This window comes from Brevundimonas goettingensis (assembly GCF_017487405.1).
Lineage (GTDB): Bacteria > Pseudomonadota > Alphaproteobacteria > Caulobacterales > Caulobacteraceae > Brevundimonas > Brevundimonas goettingensis.
This window is the reverse complement of the sequence record NZ_CP062222.1, coordinates 2,283,631-2,309,059: the sequence shown is the minus strand read 5'-3', so window position 1 is coordinate 2,309,059 and position 25,429 is coordinate 2,283,631. Positions and strand designations below refer to the sequence as shown.

At 67.5% G+C, this 25,429-nt stretch carries 17 protein-coding genes; 15 read left to right on the top strand and 2 right to left on the bottom strand.

The window, feature by feature from the left end; translation table 11 throughout:
* The first annotated feature begins 62 nt into the window (after positions 1-62).
* Positions 63-2,324, top strand: coding sequence for a TonB-dependent receptor (locus IFJ75_RS11370; protein ID WP_207868264.1), 2,262 nt, complete (start codon positions 63-65; stop codon positions 2,322-2,324).
* Positions 2,325-2,472: 148 nt separating this feature from the next.
* Here the strand turns inward: IFJ75_RS11370 and IFJ75_RS11365 are convergent, their stop codons facing one another.
* Together IFJ75_RS11365 and IFJ75_RS11360 are read right to left on the bottom strand one after the other, a co-directional pair.
* Positions 2,473-4,362, bottom strand: a complete 1,890-nt coding sequence (locus tag IFJ75_RS11365; protein WP_207868261.1) for a PD40 domain-containing protein — start codon at positions 4,360-4,362, stop codon at positions 2,473-2,475.
* Between the two features lie 148 nt (positions 4,363-4,510).
* Positions 4,511-5,725, bottom strand: coding sequence for a LysR family transcriptional regulator (locus tag IFJ75_RS11360; RefSeq protein ID WP_207868259.1), 1,215 nt, complete (start codon positions 5,723-5,725; stop codon positions 4,511-4,513).
* Between the two features lie 237 nt (positions 5,726-5,962).
* Between IFJ75_RS11360 and IFJ75_RS11355 the strand changes: the two genes are divergently transcribed.
* The 14 genes from IFJ75_RS11355 to IFJ75_RS11290 all read left to right on the top strand — a co-directional run bounded on the left by IFJ75_RS11355 (position 5,963) and on the right by IFJ75_RS11290 (position 25,417).
* Positions 5,963-7,543 carry an aldehyde dehydrogenase (NADP(+)) gene (locus tag IFJ75_RS11355; protein ID WP_225896791.1) on the top strand — a complete coding sequence of 527 codons (1,581 nt, stop codon included), beginning with the start codon at positions 5,963-5,965 and terminating at the stop codon, positions 7,541-7,543.
* Positions 7,544-7,645: 102 nt separating this feature from the next.
* Positions 7,646-8,620, top strand: coding sequence for an ABC transporter substrate-binding protein (locus IFJ75_RS11350; RefSeq protein WP_207868257.1), 975 nt, complete (start codon positions 7,646-7,648; stop codon positions 8,618-8,620).
* A gap of 10 nt (positions 8,621-8,630) precedes the next feature.
* Entirely contained in the window at positions 8,631-9,656 is a 1,026-nt protein-coding gene (locus IFJ75_RS11345; protein WP_207868255.1) for an amidohydrolase family protein, read from the top strand.
* A gap of 113 nt (positions 9,657-9,769) precedes the next feature.
* The gene (locus IFJ75_RS11340) at positions 9,770-10,621 is read left to right on the top strand and encodes an amidohydrolase family protein (protein ID WP_207868253.1); all 852 of its coding nucleotides are present in this window, start codon (positions 9,770-9,772) and stop codon (positions 10,619-10,621) included.
* A gap of 60 nt (positions 10,622-10,681) precedes the next feature.
* Positions 10,682-11,971, top strand: a complete 1,290-nt coding sequence (locus tag IFJ75_RS11335; RefSeq protein WP_207868251.1) for an MFS transporter — start codon at positions 10,682-10,684, stop codon at positions 11,969-11,971.
* Between the two features lie 91 nt (positions 11,972-12,062).
* The gene (locus tag IFJ75_RS11330; RefSeq protein WP_207868249.1) at positions 12,063-13,076 is read left to right on the top strand and encodes a DODA-type extradiol aromatic ring-opening family dioxygenase; all 1,014 of its coding nucleotides are present in this window, start codon (positions 12,063-12,065) and stop codon (positions 13,074-13,076) included.
* 20 nt (positions 13,077-13,096) lie between these two features.
* Positions 13,097-13,954, top strand: coding sequence for an HpcH/HpaI aldolase family protein (locus IFJ75_RS11325; protein WP_207868247.1), 858 nt, complete (start codon positions 13,097-13,099; stop codon positions 13,952-13,954).
* Entirely contained in the window at positions 13,954-15,507 is a 1,554-nt protein-coding gene (locus IFJ75_RS11320) for an acetolactate synthase large subunit (RefSeq protein ID WP_207868245.1), read from the top strand. Before IFJ75_RS11325 ends, IFJ75_RS11320 begins: the two co-directional genes overlap by 1 nt.
* Positions 15,508-15,520: 13 nt before the next feature.
* A complete protein-coding gene (locus tag IFJ75_RS11315; RefSeq protein WP_207868243.1) occupies positions 15,521-16,417 on the top strand; it encodes a substrate-binding domain-containing protein in 897 nt (298 codons plus the stop codon).
* Positions 16,414-18,063 carry an MFS transporter gene (locus IFJ75_RS11310; protein WP_207868241.1) on the top strand — a complete coding sequence of 550 codons (1,650 nt, stop codon included), beginning with the start codon at positions 16,414-16,416 and terminating at the stop codon, positions 18,061-18,063. Before IFJ75_RS11315 ends, IFJ75_RS11310 begins: the two co-directional genes overlap by 4 nt.
* Complete coding sequence (locus tag IFJ75_RS11305) at positions 18,060-19,196, top strand: lactonase family protein (RefSeq protein WP_207868239.1); 1,137 nt, start codon at positions 18,060-18,062, stop codon at positions 19,194-19,196. The genes IFJ75_RS11310 and IFJ75_RS11305 overlap by 4 nt, the downstream gene beginning before the upstream one ends.
* Positions 19,197-19,372: 176 nt before the next feature.
* Complete coding sequence (locus IFJ75_RS11300; protein WP_207868237.1) at positions 19,373-22,219, top strand: TonB-dependent receptor plug domain-containing protein; 2,847 nt, start codon at positions 19,373-19,375, stop codon at positions 22,217-22,219.
* Between the two features lie 202 nt (positions 22,220-22,421).
* Positions 22,422-24,059, top strand: a complete 1,638-nt coding sequence (locus tag IFJ75_RS11295) for a TldD/PmbA family protein (protein WP_207868236.1) — start codon at positions 22,422-22,424, stop codon at positions 24,057-24,059.
* A 23-nt stretch (positions 24,060-24,082) separates the two neighbouring features.
* The gene (locus tag IFJ75_RS11290) at positions 24,083-25,417 is read left to right on the top strand and encodes a TldD/PmbA family protein (protein ID WP_207868235.1); all 1,335 of its coding nucleotides are present in this window, start codon (positions 24,083-24,085) and stop codon (positions 25,415-25,417) included.
* Positions 25,418-25,429 lie beyond the last annotated feature (12 nt).

Genomic DNA, 25,429 nt, shown 5'->3' with positions numbered 1-25,429 from the left:
GGACTGATCCCTACCATCCTCCCATAAGCTGGAGACACCAGCAGCACACGGGGAGGAATATGATGCGGAACCGCATCCTGAAATTCGCGCTACTGGCGACATCCTGCATCGCGGGATCGGCAATCCTGACATCCGCCGCATTGGCCCAGACCGCGCCGACGCCGGTCGAGCAGGACGCCGCCACCGTCGAGGACATCGTCGTCACCGCCCAGAAGCGCGAGCAGAACGTCCAGGACGTTCCGGTCGCCATCACGGCCCTGGGCGTCGAGCAACTGGCCGCCACGGGAGCCGTCAGCACATCTGACCTGAAGGCGGTGGTGCCCTCGCTGAACGTCACCACCGGCGTCGGCGGCTTCGGCCTGCCGCGCATCCGCGGCATCGGCGCCTCGGGCCAGGGCCCGGGCATCGAAAACCCGGTCGCCGTCATGGTCGATGACGTCTACTACGGCGCCGCCTTCGGCGTGCTCCAGTCCCTGTTCGACACCCAGCAGGTCGCGGTGCTCAAGGGGCCGCAGGGCACCCTGTTCGGCCGTAACGCCACCGGCGGGGTCATCCAGATCTCCACCAAGGGGCCGCAGTTCACGCCGCATGGCTCGTTCCAGCTCGGCTACGGCAACTACGACACCGCCAACGTCGGCGCCTTCTACACCGCCCCGCTCAGCGACCAGGTCGCCTTCAGCGTATCCGGCCAGTACGAGAAGCGCGGCGAGGGCTATGGCGTCAACCGCTTCACCGGCAATGACGTCATGGACGGCGACGGCTATTCGGTTCGCGCCAAGCTGCTGTGGAACATGTCGGAGGACACCTCCCTGCTGTTCTCGGTCGACGCCAACGGCCGCGACGCCTCGGACCCCACCTTCCGCAACTTCGGTCTGAACGCCCTGGGCCAGGACGTCACCGCCCAGATCGTCGCCGCCGGCGGCGACCCGGATTACGACATCTACAGCGACGTCGACCCGGTTCTGCGTGCGCGTCAGTCGGGCGCCAGCGCCATCCTGACGCATGACTTCGGCGGCGTGGCCTTCAAGAGCGTCACCGCCTATCGCGAGAGCGACCTGCGCACCTACTTCGACCCCGACGGCACCACCCAGCCCCGTCTGCGCATCGACAACTCCAACTTCGACAAGCAGTTCACCCAGGAAATCAACTTCCTGTCGGACGGCGACGGTCCGTTCAGCTGGGTGGTCGGCGCCTTCTACATGTCCGATTCGGCCGGTCAGGCTCCGGGTCGGACCACGGGGACCAACACCTTCGGCGGCAACGGTTACAGCGACACCATCACCGAGGTGACCCTGTCGTCCTACTCGGCCTTCGCCGAGGGCACCTACGCCATCAACGACAGCACCAACTTCGTCGCCGGCATCCGCTACACCTCGGACGACCGCGAGTTCACGGCCCACACCGACACCTACAACGGCGCCACCAACGTCTTCACGGCCGGCGCGCTCCAGTCGGCCAGCCGCAACTTCTCCAAGCCCACCTGGAGGGTGTCTCTGGACCACCGCTTCTCGGATCAGGTGATGGCCTACGTCAGCTATAACCGCGGCTTCCGGAGCGGGACCTATGTGCCCCAGGCGACGCCGATCATCGTGCTCGAACCGGAACTGGTCGATGCCTACGAGGTCGGGCTGAAGACGGACCTGTTCGACCGCCGCGTCCGCGCCAATATCGCGGCCTTCTACTACGACCAGACCAACGTTCAGGTTCAGCAGGTCATCGCGGGCGTCAACAGCGTCTACAACGCCCAGGGCGCCGAGGTGAAAGGCATCGACGCCGACATCACCTGGCAGGTGACCGACACCTTCCGTCTGTTCGGCGGCATCGGCTATACCGACGCCCACTACACCGAGTTCACCAACGCCATCATCTCGGTCCCGTATCCCCTGCCGGCCGGCTTCGTCATTCCGACGGGCCAGACCTGCCGCGGCACCTTCGGCAGCCCCTATGCCCAGCTCGGCGGCAACTGCCTGCTGATCGGCGACGCCTCGGGCAACCAGCTGCAGAACACGCCGAAACTGACCGCCAGCCTCGGCGGCAACCTGACCATCCCGACCGCGATCGGGTCGTTCCTCGCCGCCGGTAACGTCTATTACAACGACGGCTTCGTCGGCACGGCGGACGAGCGGGTCAAACAGGGCAGCTACGCCACCGTGGACGCCTCGGTGACCTGGCGGCCGAATGAGGGCGGCCTCTATGTCCGCGCCTGGGGCAAGAACCTCGGCGACGCCTACTACCGCAGCCAGCTCAGCGCGACCAACTCGGGCGACAACGGCACGCCGGGCACGCCGCGCACCTTCGGGGTGACGGTCGGCTACGACTTCTGATCACGGTCTTCCGGGTGTGATCCACTGGCCGGCGTCCGCACCGCGGACGCCGGCCTTTTCTTTTACGCATCAGCCTCTGTCCCCGGACAAAGAAAAGGCCCCCGGACAACGCGTCCGGGGGCCTGGATCGTCTGAAGGGGAAGCCGCCTCAGCGAATGGCGTCGAGCACCGCATTGGGCAGGTACAGCGGCATGGAGTCCTCCCACTTGCTGTCGGTCAGCATCCGCTTGCGGCCGCCGTCGGCGTCCATGATGTAGATCTGGCCGTACTGCTGGAAGGTCTGTTCATACAGGGCCGCCTCATCGCGGAAGCCGTGCTGCGAGCCGCTCCACATGATCCGCCCGTCGTGGTTCCAGACCGCATGGCCGTCGCCCGACGGATGGTCGGTGCAGCGATGCAGACCCGTGCCGTCCGGCCGGATCGTATAGATGTCGAAGCTGCCGTTCTCCTGACGCCGCGTGAAGACGATGCTCTTGCCGTCCGGCGACCAGTCGGGAAGATTGTCCGGGCTGGTGGTCAGGACGCGCACCTGACGCGTCTCCAGGTTCAGGATCCGCAGGCCCTTCTCGGTCGCGCTATAGACGCGGAAGACCAGCTCCTTGCCGTCGGCCGAATAGCTGGGGAAGCCCGAATGGGTCTCGCCGTCGGTCAGCTGTTCGGCGCCCGTGCCGTCGCGGCGCACGCGCCACAGGGCGGCCGAGGCGCGGGTCCGTTCCTGGAACCAGCCGCCCAGTCCGAAGGCGATCCATTCCCCGTCCGGCGACCAGGCCGGTTGGAAGGCGCCCGACAGGCCGATGCGCACCTGGGTCTCGTCCAGACCGCGGCCCGAGCTCTCGAAGACCTTGCGTTTCTCCTCGCCGTTCGGCCGCATGACCATGATCGAGGAATTGCCGGTCTGTTTGTCGGTGTAGACGATCCAGCCGTCGTGCGAGAGGCGCGGGAAGACGTCGATGTGGCGATAGTCCCAGTCGCGGTCCCAGCTCATCAGCGGCTTGTTGATCGGCCGCACGGGGCGGAAGGCGACCTTCTCATAGACCACCGACTTGCCGTCCGGCGTCCACGAGGGCGCGCGCAGGAAGGCCGATTTGAAGCCCGCCCGGTCCGAGGTGTAGGCGATCCCCTCGTTCGGTCCGTATTTGATCAGATAGCCGATCTCGTCGGGGCCGATGTACTGGGGCTGCAGCCGCAGCTCGGTCCCGGTGGTGTGCTCGGTCCGGTCGCCCGTGGCCACATCGACCGAGACGATCTGCGAGAAGGCGCGGCCGATATAGTTGGGGCGGCGGGCGCCCCAGGTGGCCTCGACCGTCATCTCGTGGAAGACGATGCGCTTGCCATCCGGCGACCAGTTGGGCGAGCCCTGGCAGTAGCCGGCCCTGGAGCAGATCTTTTTGAAGCCCGTGCCGTCCGGCTTGATCGCATAGATGGCCAGTTCCTGGGTGTGCTCCCAGCCGTGGCCTTCGTCGTGGCCGGTCCAGCGGGTGTCTCGGTCGCTGGAAAAGGCGATCCACTGGCCGTCGGGCGACCAGCTCGGCCGGAAGTAGCAGTCGGGCGAACCATGGTCGTCGCCGCGCACATGCCGCGTGCCCGTCAACTGGCGCGTGCGTCGCGTGCGCAGGTCCATGACCCAGATGTTGGCCCGGTAGCCGTTGCGGGTCGAGACGAAGGCCAGCTTCGTCCCGTCCGGCGACAGCACGCCCGCGTCGTCGACCGAGGTCGAGGTCACCAGCGGCGCGATCCCCGTCCCGTCGGCATTGGCGCGGAAGATATCGGACTTGCCGTCCGCATTGCGTTCCGAGGTGAAGATGATGTCGCCCGTCTTTGAGACCTGGGCGTTGTAGTCGAAGGCCGAGGCGGAGAGCAGCTTGCGCTCGTTCGATCCGTCCAGATCGGCGATGTAGAGTTCCGACACCGAAGGCGCGATGCGGTTCATCATCATCACCCCCTTCTTGCCGGGGCCGGCGATCACGGGGCCGGCGACCACCGCCTCGGCCAGCAGGGCGGCGGCGGGGACGGTGGTCAGGAATGTCCTGCGGTCCATTTCGATACTCCCAATTTCCGGTGCGCGTCTTCGAGGGCGGCTTCCGGCGGCCCGAACGGGACCGGTTTCATCTGGCCACAAAGGTAGCCAAGGCGGGAATCGGCAGGGCCATTGATTGCGGTTCCCGGCGCATTGAATCCACGCTTTCTCAGGCTTCCGTTTCCGCCTCCAGCGTCGAGCGGATCAGCCGGATGAAGTCGTTGTGGATGCGGGTCGGCAGCCAGTTGTTGCGCATCGTCACCCCCACCGCCGGCCGCGCCGCGATCGGGCCATAGGGCAGGGCGACCAGGGCGTGGCGCTCGTGCTTCAGCTCGTATTGGGTCATCAGGGTCAGGCGGTCGCTGTCGGCGATCAGCTGGCGGATGATCGGCAGGGTCGAGGTCTCGATCGGCGCCCGCGGCAGGCTGTGGCCCTGGAACAGGGCGTCGAAGCACAGCCGGCGGCTCGCCCCCTCCAGCCCCGCGATCCAGTCGTAGGTGGCGAGGTCGTCCAGCGTCACATCGGCCTTGCGCGCCAGCGGATGGTCCTTCCTCGCCACCACCTGGAACTGGGTGTGGGCGAAAACCTCATTGGTCAGGTCGGCGCTGGTCGTCTCCTGGATGATGCCGACCACAAGATCCACGTCGCCGAAGCGCAGGCGGCGCATCATTTCCGTCGCGCCTTCCGTCAGGATGCGGATGCCCGCGTCCGGATGCCGGCGCGTGAACTCGTCCAGCACCGAGGCCAGCAGCATCGAGCCGCCATAGGGCAGGGTGCCCAGCACCATCTGGCTGGCCTGGGCCCCGCGCGCCTCCTCGATCTCCTGCAGCCCCCATTCGATCTCCTGCGTCGCCAGCTTCAGCTTGCGGCCCAGGTCGACGCCGTCGGGGGTGACCATCACCCCGGTCGAGGTGCGGTGAAAGACGGCGGCGCCGAGGTTGCCCTCAAGATGCCGCACCGCCCGCTGCAGCGAGGCCTGGGTCAGTTCCAGATCGTCGGCGGCCTTGGCCAGGGACCCGCTCTCGATCACCGCGATCAGGCTGCGCACCTGCGAGCGCGACAGCCGGTTGGCGACGGTCGAGGCCGCCGCGGCATTGCCGACGCCCAGGTCCTGCAGCGCCGTCTCCATCTGGGCGAACATCCGCTGCACCCGGACGTGAAAGATCTTTCCCGCCTCGGTCAGATAGCTGCCGCTGGCCTTGCGCTCCAGCAGGGTCTCGCCGACCTCCTGCTCCAGCTTGCCCAGGGCCTGGGTCACCGCGGGCTGGGAGAGGTTGCACTCCTCCGAGCCCCGCCGGACACTGGCGAGACGGCCCACGCTTTCGAAAAGTCTGCACTGGCGGAAACTGATCTCCGCCGCCCGGGCCTTTAAATCGGCGCTCATTATGCGGTTCTCCCGATCGCTGGCCTAGCAGGGTCCGGGCGCATTTCCAAATGCCGCCTTCGGGCTGAAACCCGTGTTGTACAAGGATCGGCGGCGGGCGCCTGCGTCCCCGGCCCGTCCTGACACGACAGGAAATGTATCACCCCTGACGCCAAACCTGTGCTGCGGCGGTCGCATCCGGGGCCTAGAGAGCCCACCTAGGCGGACTGCGCCGCGACGGCGCGCGAATCGAACGGGATGACGACCATGGTGAAGGGCGAACTGCTGATCGGCGGCGAGGCGCGTTACGGCGCGGGCGAGGCGTTCAAGGCCTTCGATCCGACCCTGGGGACCGAGATCGCCCCGGACTTCGCCGGCGCCAACCTCGACGACGTCCGCATCGCCTGCGGCCTGGCCGCCGCCGCCTTCGATGAGTACCGCGCCACCTCCCTCGAAGACCGCGCCGCCTTCCTCGAGGCCATCGCCGAAAACCTCGAACGCGACGCCGACGAACTGCTGGCCCGTGCCGGCGTCGAGACCGGCCTGCCGCCCGCACGGCTCAAGGGAGAGCTCGGCCGCACCACCGGCCAGCTGCGCCTGTTCGCCCGGGTCGTCCGCGAGGGTGCCTATCTGGACGTCCGCATCGACCACGCCCTGCCGGAACGCACCCCGCCGCGCTCCGACATCCGTCTGATCCATCAGCCTCTGGGCCCAGTGGTCGTCTTCGGCGCCAGCAACTTCCCTCTGGCCTTCTCGGCCGCGGGCGGGGACACGGCCTCGGCTCTGGCCGCCGGCTGCCCGGTCATCGTCAAGGCCCACCCGGCCCATCCGGGGACCTCCGAGATCGCCGGTCGCGCGGTCATGCGCGCCGTCGCCGAACGCGGCCTGCCCGCCGGGGTCTTCGCCCTCCTGTTCGACAAGGGGATCGAGATCGGCGCCGCGCTGACCGCCGATCCCCGCGTCGCCGCCGTCGGCTTCACCGGCTCGCGCCGTGGCGGGGAGGCCCTGATGGCGATCGCCGCCAAACGTCCGCGCCCCATCCCCGTCTATGCCGAGATGAGCTCGGTCAACCCGGTCCTGCTGCTGCCCGGCGCGCTTGCCGAACGCGGCGAAGCCATCGGCAAGGCCTTCGCCGGCGCGCTCAGCCTCGGCTCGGGCCAGTTCTGCACCAACCCCGGCCTGATCCTGGCCATCGGCGAGGCTGACGACTTCGTCGCCGGCGCACGGGCCGCCATCTCCGAGATCGCGCCCACGACCATGCTGACCCCCGGCATCCACGCCGCCTATCGCGCCGGGGTCTCGGCCCTGAACGACCATGCGCGGGTGTCCTGCGTGGTTCAGGGCGCGGAAGGGGAGGGGTTGCAGGGGCAGGTCCATCTGTTCACCGCGACCTCCGCCGACCTGCGCGCCGATCCCCGTCTGGTCGAGGAAGTCTTCGGCGCCTCCGGCCTTCTGGTCCGCTGTCAGGACGCCGACGACATGGCCGCCCTGCTCGAGGATCTGGAGGGCCAGCTGACCGCCTCGGTCCACGCCGCCCCATCCGACTACCCATTGGCGCGAACCCTGATGCCGCGCCTCGAGAAGCTGGCCGGCCGCATCCTGTTCAACGGCTTCGGCACAGGGGTCGAGGTCTGCGACGCCATGGTCCACGGCGGTCCGTATCCGGCGACCGGCGACGGCCGCTCGACCTCGGTCGGGGCCCTCGCCATCGCCCGCTTCCTGCGCCCCGTCAGCTATCAGGACGTGCCCGCCGAACTCCTGCCGACGGCGCTTCGCGAGGACAATCCCGAAGGCGTCGCCCGCCGCATCGATGGGGTTCAGACGGCGGTTATCCGATAGGATTTGGTTCGCGGCAGGCAGGTTTCGGGTCGGCTCGATTGACCGGAGGGGGTGTCGGAAGCTTCAGCTTCTCAAAAGGATAAAGCAGGGGGGAGGCCCATCATGTCCGACAGAGTGAAGCTGAAGATCGCCGTCGCGGAACACCCGCACACCTCGGCCATCCGCAGCGGGGCCATCCTCATCGAGGGCGTCGACGCCGAGATCATCACGGTCAAGCCGCAGATCGGCGCGTTCCGCCGCATGGTCCGCGACGTGGAGTTCGACGTCTGCGAGATCGCGCCGACGACCTACATCATCGCCCGGGCCTATGGCGCGCCCTTCGTGGGTCTGCCGATCTTCGTGGTCCGCCGCTTCCACCACGGCGGCCTGCTGGTCCGCGCCGACGCCGGCATCAAGACGGCCAAGGATCTGGAAGGCCACAAGGTCGGGGTGCGCGCCTATTCGGTGACCACCGGCGTCTGGCTGCGTCAGGCCCTGATGGACGACTGCGGTCTGGATCCGTCCAAGGTCACCTGGGTGGTCGATGACGAGGAGCACGTCCGCGAGCTCAAGCTGCCCGCCAACGTCATCCATGCGCCCGAGGGCCGGTCCCTGGCCGACATGATGGCCGACGGCGAACTGGTCGCGGGCGTCGAGGGCGCCGCCGGCATCGGCCGCACCGGCAATCCGACGGGCGGCTGGCAGGAGGTCGAGGCCGACTATCCGGACCTCCTCCCCAACGCCGCCGAGCTGGAGGCCGACAGCTTCCGGCGCACCGGTGTCTATCCGATGCACGGCACCATCGTGGTCAAGGACTCGGTTCTGGCCGAACATCCCTGGGTCGCCCAGTCGCTCTACAAGGCCTTCAAACAGGCCAAGGACGAATGGTTGGAGCGGGTGAAGACCGAGGGGCCGCAGAACGCCTCGGACAAGAAGTACGTCAAGCTGATGGACATCGTCGGCCCCGATCCTCTGCCCTATGGCATCGAGGAGAACCGGGCGACCATCGAGGCCCTGGAACGCACCGCCTTCGAACAGGGGCTGACGCCGCGCCGCATGACCATGGACGAACTGTTCGTCGATCCGACCAAGGCCTGAGGACAAGACCATGATCATCGATTGCCACGGTCACTTCACGACCGTCCCCAAATCGTTCCGCGAATGGCGCCAGCGTCAGGTCGACGCCGCCAACGACCCGGTCAATTCGCCCCCGGTCTCGGAGGCTCACGTCACTGATGACGAGATCCGCGAGGGCGTCGGCAACGGCCAGCTCAAGCTCCAGCAGGAGCGCGGCTCGGACCTGACCCTGTTCTCGCCCATCGCCGGCCTGATGAGCCATCACCTGGGCAATGAGCGCACCAGCCTTCAGTGGGCCGAGGTGTCCAACAATCTCGTGCGACGCGTCGCCGACATGTATCCGGACAATTTCGTCCCGGTCTGCCAACTGCCCCAGTCGCCGGGCGCCCCGCCCGCCAATTCCATCCCCGAACTGCGTCGCTGCGTCGAGGAGATGGGCTTCGTCGGGGCGAACGTGAACCCGGATCCGACCGGCGGCTACTGGACCGGCAAGCCGATGACCGACCGCGAATGGTATCCGCTCTACGAGGCCCTGTGCGACCTCGACGTTCCGGCCATGGTCCACGTCGCGGCCTCCTGCAATCCGAACTTCCACGGCACCGGCGCCCATTATCTGAACGCCGACACCTCGGTCTTCATGCAGCTTCTGCAGTCGGACCTGTTCAAGGACTTCCCGACCCTGCGTCTGGTCATCCCGCACGGCGGCGGGGCGGTGCCCTATCACTGGGGTCGGTATCGCGGCATGTCGCTGGAAATGGCCAACCGCCCGCTCGAGGGTCTGCTGGACAACATCTTCTTCGACAGCTGCGTCTACCACCACCCGGGCGTGGATCTGCTCACCAAGGTGATCCCGTCGAAGAACGTCCTGTTCGGCTCGGAAATGATCGGCGCCGTGCGCGGCAAGGACCCGAACACCGGGCACTATTTCGACGACACCAAACGCTATGTCGACGCCTGCGTCAGCCTGACGGATGAGGATCGCTTCAACATCTACGAAGGCAATGCGCGCCGCGTCTATCCGCGCCTCGACGCCCTGCTGAAGGCGAAAGGCCTCTAGGTTTTCGCGCCCCGAACTTATGTCCCGGGGCCGAAGTTCGAATACCCAAATCTCCCCGCGGGGCCAAAATCAAAGGCAACGAAAACAAGGTCCCCGGGGAGGATCAGGCCACCATGTCGCGCTTCATCGACATCCATCCGCACGTCATCTCGGATGATGAAAGCCGCTATCCGCCGGCGCCCCTTTTCGGCAAGCGTTCGGACTGGTCGCAGGAACGGCCCTGTGTGGTCGAGACCCTGATCGCGGCCATGGACGAAGCGGGCGTGGCCAGGGCCGCCGTCGTCCATTCCTCGACCACCTACGGCTTCGACAACGCATATGTCGTCGATGCCTGCAACCGCTATCCCGACCGTCTGATCGCCGTCGGCTCGGTGGATGTGCGGGCGCCTGACGCGGTCGAGACCATCCGCGCCTGGACAGACCGGGGCCTCAAGGGCCTGCGTATCTTCACCGGCGGCTCGACCAAGGATTTCGATCCGACCGAGCTGGAAGACGAGGCGGCTTATCCGGCTTGGGAGCTGCTCGGCGAACTCGGCCTGACCATGTGCATCCAGACCGGCCCCGTCGGCCTGCCCCAGGTCCGGTCTCTGGCCGAACGCTTCCCGAATGTGCCGATCATCCTCGACCACCTCGGCCGCCCCGACGTCACCGACGGTCCGCCCTATGCGAAGGCGCAGAGCCTGTTCGACCTGGCCGACGTGCCCTCGATCTATTTCAAGCTGACCCCGCGCATCATGGACGACAGCGTCTCGGGCGCCGCGACCCCGGACACCCTGTTCCCGAAACTGGTCGAGGTCTTCGGCGCCGACCGTCTGGCCTGGGGCTCCAACTTCCCGACCTCGCCCGGGACCTTGTCGGAAATCCTCGCCACAGCGCAAGATCGCCTGTCGTCGCTTTCCGCCGGGGATCGGGTCCGGGTGTTTGGTGGAACCGCGGCGACCCTCTATCCGGCCTTGGCCGGCTGACGACGAACGTCCGCAGAGACGTCGAGCCAAAGACAAGAAAGTACAGGGACGGAGCCGAACATGGCGGACAGCATCACCGAAGACGGCCCCCAGGCCAGCACACGCTTCACAAAGGGATCGTGGAAGCGCTGGGGGCTGCTGGCCCTGCTGGCGGTCGGCGCCCTGATCGCCTTCGTCGACCGGGTCAACATCTCGTCCGCCCTGACGGTCGCGCCTTTCAAGGCCCAGTTCCAGCTGTCGGATCTGGATCGCGGCCTGATCAACTCGGTCTTCTTCTGGTCCTACGCCGTCTTCCAGGTGCCGATGGGCTGGGCGGTGGACCGCTATGGCGTCAAACGGCCCTATGCGATCTGCTTCGCCATCTGGTGCGTCGCCTCGGCCTGCATCGGCCTGATGCACGCCCTGTGGGGGCTGATCCTGATGCGGCTGATCGTCGGCGCCGCCGAGGCCGTGGTGGTGCCTGCCAGCTATCGCTGGATCCGCAACAATTTCCACCCGAACAACAGCGGCGCGGCCGTGGGCTTCTACATGCTGGGCGCCAAGTTCGGCCCCGCCATCGGCGCCCCGCTTGCGGCCTGGCTGATCCTGTCCTTCGACTGGCGGCTGATGTTCCTGATCACCGGCATCGCCGGCCTCATCTGGCTCCTGCCCTGGATGCTGCTGGCGAAGAACGACCTGCCGTCAAAGGCGTCTGAGGCCAAGGTCCAGAAGAAGACGGTCAAGATGCCGTTGCTCAAGATCCTGGCTAGCCCGTTGATCTGGGGCACGCTGATCGTCAACTTCTGCTATAACTATTTCACCTTCTTCTGCATGACCTGGATGCCGGCCTATCTGGTCGAGCAACGCGGCCTGACGCTCGAGAAGATGGGGCTCTACACCTTCTACAGCTTCATGGGCATCGCCCTGGTCGCCCTGGCCTCGGGCTGGGCGTGCGATCGGCTGATCCAGCGCTACGGCCGGCCAGTGCTGTTCCGCAAGATCTTCGTGGTCTCCGGCTTCGTCATCGCCTGCACCGTCCTGCTGGGCGCCCTGACCGACGACGTGAATACGGCCCTGTTCTGGAACGTGGTGTCCCTGTCGGGCCTGGGACTGACCACGGCCAACAACCTGGCGCTCTGCAGCCTGACCCTGATCCCCGCGCCCATCGTCGGTCGGGTCAAGGGCGTCCAGAACGTCGCCACGGCCCTCGCCGGGGGCGTGGCTCCGCTGGTCACCGGCTGGCTGTTGCACGCCACCGGATCGTTCGTGGCGCCGATGGCCCTGATCTTCGCCTTCCTGGTGTTGGGGGCGGTGACGGTGCTGACGCTGTTGCGGCCCGAATGGGCGCCCAAGGTCCCGGAAGACGCCTGAGCCCGGTCGCGCGAAGCGATCACCCGGAACCGAGTTTGGATTGGCGGCGCAGGGCCCGGAGGCCTAGCCCCGCCTGCAAGGAGTGAGACAGATGGCCAAGATCGTATTCGGCATGGCGGTGCCCCACAGCGGCATGCTGGGTCAGGCCCCCGAGGACTGGCTGACCAACGGCGAGCGCGACCGCAACAATCCCGAGCTCTGGTTCCGGAACCGCACCTGGACCTATCCGGAGCTGGAGGCCCACCGCGGCGCCGCCTTCGAGCCCTTCCTGACGATCGAGGAACGCACCGAACGCGCCGCCCGCTGCCGCGCCGCCCTGGACAAGATGGCCGACGCCTACAAGCGGGCAAAGGTCGACGTCTGCATCGTGCTCGGCAAGGACCAGAAGGAGATCTGGCCCGATCAGTCGCCCTCGATCACCATCTACACCGGCGAGGACGTCCACAACGGCCCGCCCCAGCGCCCGGTCTACGCCCCCGACCACCATGTCGTGCACAAGGCCTATCCGGAGTTGGCCACCTACCTGATCAAGGCTTTCCAGAAGGAGGGCTTCGACCTCAACGACCTCCAGGCCTGGCCCGAGAACGTCTGGATGGAGAAGCAGCGCGGCCGCAAGGCCGACTATCCGGTCGTCCCCCACGCCTACAGCTTCGTCTACCACCAGATCATGGGCGACGAGCCGCCGCCGCATGTGCCGGTGCTGTTCAACCTCTTCTATCCGCCGACCCAGCCCTCGATGGCCCGCTGCATCGAGTTCGGCCGCGTCCTGCGTGAGGCCATCGCGGCCTGGCCTGAGGACGTGCGCGTCGCCGTCATCGCCTCGGGCGGCCTGTCCCATTTCGTCAACGACGAAGAGTTCGACCGCGACGTCATGGGCAAGCTGGCGGCCTATGACTACGAGGGCCTCGCGGCCATTCCGGACGGCTACTACCAGTCCGGCACCTCCGAGGTGAAGATCTACTCCATCGTCATGATGGCGCTGCAGCCGACCGGCGCGGCCATGACCCTGGTCGACTACGTGCCCTGCTGGCGCACGGCCGCCGGCACCGGCGAGGGCATGGGCTTCATGTACTGGAACCCCGAAGAAGCGCCCGCAGCCGCCTGAAATCAGAAAGAAAAAAGACCATGAGCAGCACCCGCCTGAACGGCGTCATCCGGGCCTGGGAAGAGGGTCGCGTCGCCTATTCCTGCTTCGCCAAGGCGGACAAGCAATCGGCCATCGACCTGTCGGAGTCGCCATACGACGCCCTGATGTTCGAGATGGAGCACAATCCGTGGGACATGGCGGCGCTGCAGGACTCCCTGCAGTACCTGCTCAACCGAAAGCAGATCGCCTCATCGGGGACCCTGGCGCCCGCCGTCACCCCGCTGGTGCGCATCCCGGCCAATGGCGTGGAGATGAACCAGGCCTATGCCAAACAGGCGCTGGACCGCGGCGTCTACGGCATCGTCTGGCCGCACATCAACAATGTGGCCCAGGCCTATAACGCCGTCGCTTCGTGCCGCTACGGCCGGCCCAAGAACGCCCCACTCTACGAACCGCGTGGCGTGCGCGGCGATGCGCCGACGACGGCGGCGCGCTACTGGGGTCTGTCGACGGCGGAATACTACGAGCGGGCTGACGTCTGGCCCTTGGCGCCGCACGGCGAACTGCTCGTCGGCCTGATGATCGAGAGCGTCGCGGGCATCGAGAACCTCGACGAGATCCTCAAGGAAGTCCCCGGCATCGGCTTCTGCCTGATCGGGGAGGGCGACCTGTCCCAGGAGATGGGCTTCCCGCGCCAGTACGATCACCCCGAGGTTCGCGACGCCATGAAGAAGATCGCCGACACCTGCGTGCGCCACGGCGTCAAGGTCGGCAATCCGCACACCAATGCGAAGAACCACGACCGGCTGGTCGAGGAGGGCTACCGCTATCTGATGGTCGCGCCGCAGAAATCCTATGGCGTGGTCGGTCAGGTGCGTGAAGGCGCGAGCTACTGATGAACGGCGCCGAAACCCTCGTCGAGACCCTGGCCGATCAGGGGGTGGAGGTCTGCTTCGCCAACCCCGGCACCTCGGAAATGCATTTCCTGGCGGCGCTGGAGAACCCGCGCATTCGCAGCGTCCTGTGCCTGTTCGAGGGCGTGGCGACCGGCGCAGCCGACGGCTGGGCGCGGATGATGGACCGCCCGGCCTCGACCCTGCTGCACCTCGGGCCGGGCCTCGCCAACGGTCTGGCCAACATCCACAACGCCAAACGCGCCGGCGTCGGCATGGTCAATGTGATCGGCGAGCATTCGACCCGTCACCTCAAGTATGACGCCCCCCTGACCTCGGACATCCAGGGTCTGGCTCGCCCGTTGTGTCACTGGATCCGGACGACGGACGGCTCCCACGCCATCGCCGCCGACACCGCCGCGGCGGTCGCCAAGGGTAATGAGGGTCTGATCTCGGCCCTGATCCTGCCGGGCGACGCCTCCTGGGGCGAGGCGGGCGAACTCAAACGCCAACCGAAAGCCACGACGGTCCGTCCGGCCCCCGACGCCGCCCGGGTCGACCATGTGGTCAAGGTCCTGAAGTCGGGCGAGCCGACCCTGATCATCCTCGCCGGCCGATCCATGCGCGGCCTGCCGCTGGACCTCGCGGGCCGGATCGCGGCGACGACGAACTGCCGCATCGCCACCCAGTTCTTCAGCGTCCGCATCGAGCGCGGCGCCGGCCGCGCCCCGCTGGAACGCATCCCCTATGCGGTGGACCAGGCCATCGCCTTCCTGAGCGGCTTCAAGCACATCATCACGGTCGAGACGGGCGAGCCGATCGCCTTCTTCGCCTATCCGGACAAGCCCAGCCTGCTCAAGCCCGCCGACTGCCAACTGCATTCGCTGGTCGAGAAAGGCGAGGACAGCGCCGCGGGTCTGGAAATGCTGGCCGAGGCGCTCGGCGCCCTCAAGACCCTGCCGACCCTTCAGGCCCGGATCGAGGAGCCGATGCCGCAAGGCGCGCTCAACCCGACCAGCATCGCCAAGGCGCTCAGCTACGCCATGCCAGAGCACTGCATCCTGGTCGACGAAAGCCTGACCACGGGCCGGGAGTCGATGGGCCTGACCGCCGGCGCCCGGCCGCACGACACCATCCAGAACATGGGCGGCTCGATCGGTTACGGCACGCCCGTGGCGACCGGTGCGTCCATGGCCTGCCCCGACCGCCGTACCTTCTGCATGGTCGGTGACGGCAGTGCCATGTACACGATCCAGTCGCTGTGGACCCAGGCGCGCGAAGGCCTGCCGGTCACGACCATCATCTTCGCCAACAACACCTATGCGATCCTGAAGGCCGAATACGCCAACATGGGCGCGGGCGGCGAGGGCAAGGCGGCGCCCGGTCCGCGCGCCCTCTCGATGATCGACATCGACAATCCGACCATCGACTGGGTCGCCATGGCGAAGAGCATGGGTGTGCCCGCCGTCAGCGTCGACACGGCCGAGGATTTCACACAGGCGATGATCAACTCCACCCGCGAGGCCGGGCCGGTGCTGATCGAGGTCAAGCTCTGAGGGGGTTGAGGACATGAGCGATGTCATGAACGAGGTGCTCACGCTGCGCACCAATCTGGCGGAATACCCGCAGACGATGGCGATCCGGGACGGTCGCGTGACCTCCGAAATCGTCAAGCTGGACATCTGCGGGCCGGATCAGGCCCACAACGGCTTCAAGGACATGCTGCGCAAAGGCGCGTACGACGCCGGCGAGCTGGCGATCGTCACCTACCTCCAGGCCAAATGCTACGGGAAGCCTTTCGTGGCCCTGCCGGCGCCCATCTCGGGCCGGTTCCAGCACCACTGCGCCGGCTTCAACAAGGAACTCGGCTGGCTCGACCCGAAGGATATCGAGGGCAAGCAGGTCGGAGTACGCACCTATGCCCAGACCACCGGCCTGTGGGTGCGCGGCATCCTCCAGCACGAGTGCGGCGTCGATCTCGACAAGGTCACCTGGATGACGGTCGGCGACGGCCATCTCGAGGAATACACCGACCCCTCGAATTGCGTCCGGCTTCCCAAGGGCTCGGACATCGGCCAGATGATGCTGGACGGCAAACTGGCCGCCACCCTGCAGGGGGTCGACCTGCCCAAGGATCCGCGCGTGCAACGGCTGGTGCCCGATCCGTTCGAAGCGGCCAAGCGCTGGTACGCCCGCGAACAGGTCGTGCCGATCAACCACCTGTTCGTGGTCCATGAGGACATTTCGAAGACCCGGCCCGACGTGGTGCGCGAGATCTATCGCATGATCTCCGAGAGCCGCGACCTGACCGAGGGCGGCCTGCCCGACCCGTTCCCGCCGATGGGGCTGGAGGCCAACCGCAAGGGTCTGCAACTCGCCATCGACTGGGCCTTCGAACAGAAGATCATTCCGCGCAAGCTCAGCGTTGACGAGCTCTTCGACGACACCACCGCGGCCCTGGGGTGACGGCTCAGGCCGTCCCCGCGCAGCCGACCACGCCTCGCTCGCCGCTGGGGTATCGTCAGTTTCGCGAGCTGTGGACGGCCAACGCCGCCTCCAATCTCGGTAGCCAGATCCAGGTCGTCGGCGCGGCCTGGCTGATGGCCAGCCTGACCCATTCGCCGCAGATCATCGCCCTGGTCCAGACGGCGATCAGCCTGCCGACGGTGCTGTTCATCCTCGCGGGCGGGGCCCTGGCCGACAACTACGACCGTCGCACCATCATGCTGACGTCGCAGATCGCCATGCTGGTCACGGCGGTGCTGCTGGCCGGGCTGACCCTGACGCATCTGATCGCGCCCTGGTCGCTGCTGGCCCTGACCTTCGTCATCTCCATGTTCGGCTCGCTGAACAATCCGTGCTGGCAGGCCTCGGTGCGCGACATCCTGCCCCGCGACATGATCAGCCGGGCCGTGGCGCTCAACAGCATGAGCATCAACCTGGCCCGCACCGTCGGCCCGGCGCTCGGCGGCGCCCTGGTGGTCGCGGCCGGGGTGGCGGTGGCCTTCGTCGCCAATGCGATCAGCTTCGTCGCCTTCATCGTGGCCCTGATCCGCTGGACCCCGATCCGCCATCCGCGCACCGCCCCGCGAGAGAAAATCCTGCCCGCCATGGCTGCCGGGGTCCGCTACGCCGTCCATGCCCCCAACGTCAGGAACGCCGTGGTGCGCGGCGGCCTGTCCGGCTTGTCGGCCAGCGCCGTCTTCGCCCTTCTGCCCGTGGTCGCCCGCCAGCAGATGCACGGCAACGCCATGCTCTACGGCCTGCTGCTCGCCGCCTTCGGGGGCGGGGCCATCGTCAGCGCCTGGGTCGGCGGACGGCTGCGCGCCCGTCTCGCGCCGGACCAGATCGTCGGCGTCGCCGTCGTCTGTCTGGCCGGAGGGCTGGCCATTCTCGGCCTCGCGCCCCACCCGGTCGTGGCGGCTCTGGGCGCGGCCCTGTGCGGCTCCGGCTGGGTCCTGGCCCATTCGACCTACAACACCACGGTCCAGCTCTCGGCGCCGAGCTGGGTTACCGCCCGGTCGCTGGCCCTCTATCAGACCGCCACCTTCGCCGGGATGGCGGTCGGCAGCGGCCTCTTCGGCTGGGTCGCCGAGCATTTCGGCGTCTCCATGGCCCTCCTGTCTGCGGGGGGCGCCCAGGCGGCGGCAGGCGTGGTCGGCCTCTTCCTGCCTCTGCCGCGCTTCGAGGATCTCCGCGTCGAGCCGCTCGGCCGCTGGCAGGCGCCGTCCACCGCGATCGACGTCGACGCCGACGACGGCCCGGTTCAGGTCCAGCTCGAGTATCGCCCCGACCCCGAACGGATCGCCGACTTCCTCGCCGCCATGGCCCGGCGTCAACGCATCCGCAGCCGCGACGGCGCCCGCGACTGGATGCTGTGGCAGGACCTCGGCGACGCGACCCGCTGGATCGAGAGCTACCGCGTCGCCACCTGGGCCGACTATCTGCGCCACAACCAGCGTCGCACCGTCGCCGACCGCGACAACTCCGACCTTCTGCGCCAGCTCAACGCCGGCGGCGCGGGGCCGGTCATCACCCGCTGGGTCGGCCGCCGCCGCGCCTCGGGCCCGGCCCTGACCCGTCCCGCCGAACAGGGAGACCTCCTGCCATGATCCACCGCCGCACCCTGATCGCCGCAGCACTCGCGACAGCCGCCGCGCCCGCGACCGTCCTCGCGGCGGGCCGGCAGACCAACCTCGTCTACATCGGGATGCAGGGCGACACGGTGCATGCCGCGCGTTTCGATCCGCGCAGCGGCGAACTGACCGCCATCGGCCCGGTGGTCCAGGGCCTGCGCCCGACCTGGGCCGTGCGCCATCCGACGCTGCCGGTTCTCTGGTTCAATGACGAGGCGGGCGGCGACGGGGCCAGCCCCGGCGGGGTCCTGACTTACCGCGTCGATCCCACGTCCGGCGCCCTGACACTGCTCGGCAATGTACGGGCGGGGGGAGGGGGCACGACCCATCTGGCCTTCGATCGCCGGTCCTCGACCTTGGTGACCGCCAACTACGCCGGCGCCTCCTCGGCGACCCTGCCGGTCGGCCCCGACGGCGTTCCCGGCGCCCCGAGCTCGGTCCTGCACATGACCGGTTCAGGCCCGCACCGGCGTCAGGCCGCCCCCCATCCGCACGGCGGCTGGATCGATCCCGGCGGCCGCTTTGCCCTGATGGCCGACCTCGGCGCCGACCGCGTCTGGGTCCTGCCCTTCGACAGCGCCGCACAGAAATACGGCGTCGCCGACCCCGCCGCCCACGCCCCTTACGTGGCGCCTCCCGGCAGCGGCCCGCGCCACCTCGCCTCCCATCCGGACGGGCAGACCCTGTATCTGATCTGCGAACTGACGGCCGAGATCCACACCCTCGGCTGGGACGCGCGCACTGGGGTGCTGACCCACCGCCAGACCGTCTCCCTGAACAGCCCGGGCTTCACCGGAACGAACAGCGGGGCCGAGATCGCCGTCAGCCGCGACGGCCGTTTCGTCTATGCCTCGAACCGGGGCGAGAATAGCCTCGTGGTCTTCGCCGTCGATCGCCGCGCGAAAACCCTGACGCAGATCCAGTCCCTGCCGTCCGGCGGCGACAAGCCCTGGCATTTCGCCATCCACCCGAACGGCCGCTGGCTGCTGGCCGCCAATCGCGACGCCAATGCGATCCGGATCTTCGCCCTCGACCCCCGCTCGGGGCGGCTGACCGACACCGAACTGTCGCTCAGCTCGCCCACCCCGGTCCACGTCCACATCTTCTGAGACGTCGGCGCGTCTGCGCACGAAACCAATGTTCGCGCGCTCGAATTGAATAGACCCGTCTGATTTCGCTCTTGGCATAGTCGAGTCCAAGGAGCGGCAAAAGCCGCCGAGGAAACGCACGGGGGAAACATCAAGTCTTTGATGGCGATCACCTGTGTCTGACAGGAGCCCATCAGGTGAAGACCCAGTCCAGAATTCTCGCTCTGCTTGCCGGTGTCGGCGTGGCCGCCCTCAGCTCTGCGGCCTTCGCCCAGACGGCGCCCGCCACGCAGGACCCTGTCCCGGCCGAGGACGCCTCCGACGTCGGCGACGTCGTGGTCACCGGCTCGCGCGTCATCCGCAACGGCGACGCCAGCCCGTCGCCGGTCACCGTGGTCTCGACCGAGGAGGCGCTGCGCGTCCAGCCGGGCACCCTGGCCGACGCCCTCGCCATCCTGCCCGTCTTCGCCGGCAACCGCGGCTCGGGCTCCAACCCCACCTCAACCGGCAGCGTCGGCGCCGGCAATGCGGGCGCCAACTCCCTGAACCTCAGGAACGTCGGGGCCAACCGCACCCTGGTCCTGCTCGACGGTCTGCGCGTGCCGCCGACCCTGCTGAACGGCGTCGTCGACGTCGACGTCATCCCCCAAGCCCTGGTCCAGCGCGTCGACACCGTCACCGGCGGCGTCTCGGCCGTCTATGGCTCGGACGCCATCAGCGGCGTGGTCAACTACGTTATCGACAAGAATTTCAACGGCCTGCGCGCCACGGTCTCGACCGGCCTCTCGGGCCAGGGCGACGCCGCCAAACAGAACCTCTCCATCGCCGGCGGGACCCGGCTACTGGACGGCCGCGCCCATGTCGAGGGCAGCTATGAGTACCGCGACGACGAGGGCATTCCCTATCGCTCCGACCGCGACTTCATGGACCTGTGGGGCGTCGCGGGCGCCGGGACCACGGCCAACCCCTATGTTCTCTACAGCGACGTGCGTCAGGCGACCTTCCCGTTCGGCGGCCTGATCACCAGCGGCCTGTTCAACGGCCAGACCTTCGCGACCGACGGCGTCCTGCGTCCCATCGTGCACGGTGCCACGACCGGCTCGGCCGCGCTCGAGGTCGGCGGCGACGGCGGCTACTACGACTCGTCGCTGCTGGGGTCGCTGGAAGCGCAGCAGATCTTCGGCCGCTTCGATTTCGACATCACCGACCACATCCACGCCTATGCCCAGGTCAGCGGCAACCTGAAGACCAACGTCAACGCCTCCGACTACGTTCGCCTGACGAACGTGACGATGAACTCCAGCAATCCCTTCCTGGCCCAGACCTATCGGACCCAGCTGGCGACGGCGAACCAGCCGACCTTCCGCCTCAGCGAACTCTTGCGCGCGCCGCGGCTCGAGGCCGTCAGCGAGTCCGAGCAGTGGATCTATATGGGCGGGCTGAACGGCGATTTCGGCGATGGCTACAAATGGAGCCTCGACCTGGTCCACGGGACCACGGACATGGACACGACGCTGAACAACAACGTCAACAACCAGCGCTTGGCCGCGGCGCTGGACGCGGTCCAGAACGGCTCGACCATCTCCTGCTCGATCACCGTCACCAACCCGAGCCTGGCCAATGGCTGCGTGCCGCTGAACGTGTTCGGGCCGACCGCCGCCAGCGCCGAGGCCCTGGCCTGGGTGCTGCAGTCGACCCACTATTCCGCCCAGACCGTGATGGATTCGGCCTCGGCCCATGTCGACGGCTCGCCGTTCAGCACCTGGGCCGGTCCGGTCGCGGTGGCCGTCTCGGCCGAGTGGCGCAAGCTCAGCTTCTCCTCGGTCAGCGACGCCCTGCCCAGCGCCGTCGTCGACTGCACGGGCATCCGCTACAACTGCACCGCCGGCGGCGCCCTGTGGGCCAACACCTATGCTTCCAGCCCCGAGGTCAGCCAGACGGTCCAGGAGGCGGCCATCGAGTTCGACGCTCCCCTCGTCGTCGACGCCCCCTTCATCCAGTCCTTCAACCTGAACGGCGCGGCCCGCTTCACCAGCTACGACACCTCCGGCGACTACTGGACCTGGAAGATCGGGGCCGACTGGCGGATCAACGACGCCTTCCGCCTGCGCGCCACCCGCTCGCGCGACATCCGCGCGCCCACCCTCTACGAGCTGTTCGCCCCGACCAACTCCGTGCCGGTGACGACCCAGGACCTCCTGACCGGCGCCAGCCCGACGGTGCCCTCGACCGACCTGTCCAACCCGAACCTGACCGCCGAAATCGGCGACACCTCGACCGCCGGTTTCATCTGGAAGCCGATGGACGGGCTCAGCATCGCCCTGGACGGCTATCACATCACCATCTCGGACGCGGTGACCCAGATCAACGGCGCAACGGCGGCCTATCAGCGGGCCTGCTACGACAGCGGCGGCACGTCCGAGTTCTGCGCCCTGCAAGTTCGCCCGAACGGTTACACCTCGACCGCGGCCTCCAACGCCGTGACCCGCTGGTACACCAAATATATGAACATCGCCGAGGTCGAGACCTATGGCGCGGACCTCGAGGTCAACTACGCCGCGACCCTGTTCGACCGGCCGGCGGCCTTCCGCTTCCTCGCCGCCTATCAGCCGCATGTGACCTATGCCCAGCCCGGCGTGGTGACGACCGATCAGGGCGGGGTGGCCTTTGGGCCTCTGGGCGCCGCCGCCGGTCCCGACCTGCGCCTGACCGCCCTGCTGCGCTTCCAGCCGGTCGAGAACCTGACCGTTGACCTCATGCACCGCTGGCGCGACGTGATGAAGCTGGGCGGCGATCCGTCCCAGGTCTGGGCCGGCAACCGCCTCGACGCCTTCTCCACGACCAACATCAACCTGTCCTGGAAGGCGGACACCGCGGTCGGTTCGACCGAGGTCTTCCTCAATGTCTCCAACCTGTTCGACAACGAGGCGCCCGGCGGGGCCTATGCCCTGAACGGCACCCGCGCCGGCCTGCGCGACGGCTATGCGATGGGCGACGACGTCCTGGGTCGCTACTTCACCCTGGGTGTGCGCTTCCGCCTTTGAAATCGACAGTTGCGGCACAGCTTCCCGGCCCCGCGTCCGATCCCGGACGCGGGGCCGAACCTTGCTTGCTTGTAATGTGACCATGGTTTGACGCGCGCCTCTTAGGCGGCAATGATCGTGCTCCCCGAACCGCTCAGGTCCGGGGCGAGGACATCATTCATCCCCATATCGTGACCCGCGACAAAGCGGGCGGAGGCGAGCCATGCATAGACGCGACTTCCTGTCTCTCGGCTCTATCGCCGCCGGGGGGCTGATCCTGCCGTCCCTGTTCGCGGGACAGGCCATCGCCGCCGAGGAGCTGGTCTCCACCATGGACGTCGCGGTCAAGAAAACCCTCGCTGACGCCGCCATGAACGCCGCCCGGGCCGCCGGCGCCACCTATTGCGACGTCCGCATCGGCCGCTATCTGCGCCAGTTCGTGATCACCCGCGAAGCCAACGTCCAGAATATCGTCAACACCGAATCGACCGGCGCGGGCGTCCGCGTCATCGCCGACGGCGCCTGGGGCTTCGCCGCCACCAACAGTCTGACGGTCGACTCGGTCGCCAAGGCCGCGCGCCAGGCCGTGGCCATCGCCAAGGCCAACGCCCCGACCCTGACCGAGCGGGTCCAGCTGGCCCCGACGCCCGGCGTCGGCGAGGTCTCCTGGCGCACCCCCATCGTCAAGAACGCCATGGAGGTGCCGATCAAGGAGAAGGTCGATCTCCTGCTCGGCACCAACGCCGCGGCCCTGGCCGCCGGCGCCGACTTCTTCCAGTCGATGCTCTTCCTGGTGAACGAGCAGAAGTATTTCGCCTCGACCGACGGCTCCTACATCGACCAGGACGTGCACCGCATCTGGTGCCCGATGTCCGCGACCGCCATCGACAAGACGACCGGCAAGTTCCGCAGCCGCGACGGCCTCTCGGCCCCAATGGGTCTGGGCTACGAATATCTGGACGGCGCCGAGTCCGGTAAGACCGTCCTGCCCAACGGCGTCGTCGTCTATGGCCAGTCCTACGACATGCGCGCCGACGCCATCGCTGCGGCCCAGCAGGCCCGGGCCAAGTTGACGGCCCCCTCGGTCAAGGCGGGCAAGTACGACCTGGTCCTCGACCCGTCGCACACCTGGCTGACCATCCACGAGTCGGTCGGTCACCCGCTCGAGCTCGACCGCGTCCTCGGCTACGAGGCCAACTACGCGGGCACCAGCTTCGCGACGATGGACAAGAAGGACGCCCACTTCCAGTACGGCAGCGACAAGGTCAACATCGTCGCCGACAAGCTTCAGCCCGGCAGCCTGGGCTACGTCGGCTATGACGACGAGGGCGTGAAGACCAAGAAGTGGGACCTGATCCGCGACGGCAAGCTGGTCGGCTATCAGGCCATCCGCGACCAGGCCCATATCGAGGGCAAGACAGAGTCCGACGGCTGCTGCTATGCCGACAGCTGGTCCAACGTCCAGTTCCAGCGCATGGCCAATGTCTCGCTGGAAGCCGGCAAGGAGAAGATGAGCGTCGCGGACATGATCTCCAACGTCGAGGACGGCATCTACATCATCGGCGACGGCTCCTTCTCCATCGACCAGCAGCGCTACAACGCCCAGTTCGGCGGCGAGCTCTTCTACGAGATCAAGAACGGCCAGATCACCCATCAGATCGAGGACGTCGCCTACCAGATCCGCACGCCGGAGTTTTGGAACGCCTGCGCCGGCGTCTGCGACGCCTCCGACTATCGCCTGGGCGGCTCCTTCTTCGACGGCAAGGGCCAGCCCTCCCAGGTTTCCGCCGTGTCGCACGGGTCCTCGACCGCGCGCTTCAACGGCATCAACGTCATCAACACCGCCCGTTCGCTCGGCTGATCGCGCACCAAGGAGACTGACAGATGAGCATTCTTCCCGAGGCGGAGGCCAAGGCCATCCTGACCAAGGTCGTGGCCCTGTCCACGGCCGACGAGTGCACGGCCCAACTGGCCGGCTCGACGCGCGGCAACGTGCGCTTCGCCCTGAACAACGTGTCCACCAGCGGCATCGTCGACAACGTCGAGCTGTCGGTCCAGGTGGCCTTCGGCAAGCGGACCGGCGTCGCCACCATCAACCAGTTCGATGACGCGTCGCTGGAGCGGGTGGTCAAGCGGGCAGAAGAGCTGGCCAAGCTGGCGCCCGAGAACCCCGAGTTCATGCCGGCCGTCGACAAACAGACCTTCGTCCCCACCCCGACCTTCAGCGCGGCGACCGCAGCCATCACCCCCGAATACCGGGCCAAGGTGGCGGCCGACTCGATCGGGCCGTGCAAGGCCGAGAACCTGATCGCCGCCGGCTATCTTGAAGACACGACGGGCTTCGTCTGCTTCCTGAACTCCAAGGGCAACTACGGCTACCAGACCGCGACCAGCTCGGACTACACCTGCACCGTCCGCACCGCCGACGGCCGCGGCTCGGGCTGGGTCGGGGACAATGTCCAGGACGTCGCCACCTTCTCGGCCGGCGACGACGTGCGCATCGCCATGCGCAAGGCGGCCGCCTCCGCCGACGCCCAGGCGCTGGAGCCCGGCAAATACACCGTCATCCTGGAGCCCGCCGCGGCCGCCGGCCTGATCGGCTTCATGATGAACTTCTTCGACGCCCGTTCGGCCGACGAGGGCCGCAGCTTCCTGTCCAAGGCGGGCGGCGGCAACAAGACCGGCGAACAGGTCTACGGGCCCGAGGTCAACTTCTTCACCGACCCCTCCTACCCCAACGCCGCCGTCTATCCGTGGGACGATGAAGGCATGGCGCGCGAGCGCATGCAGATCGTCGAGAACGGCAAGATCGTGAACCTGAACTACTCGCGCTACTGGGCCGACAAGCAGGGCAAGACGGCCCTGGCCGGTCCGGGCAACCTGATCATGACGGGCGGCGACAAGTCGACGGCCGATCTGGTCCGCACGACCCAGCGCGGCATCCTGGTCACCCGCACCTGGTACATCCGCATGGTCGATCCGCAGACCGTGCTGCTGACCGGCCTGACCCGCGACGGCACGTTCTACATCGAGGACGGCCAGATCAAGCATCCGCTCAAGAACTTCCGCTTCAACGAGTCGCCGGTGATCATGCTCAACAACGTCGAGGAGCTGGGCCGTCCGGTGCGCGTCTCGGCCGACGAGGGCGGCAATGTCATGTACCTGCCGCCGATGAAGCTGCGCGACTTCACCTTCACCTCGCTTTCGGACGCCGTCTGATGGCGACAGCCC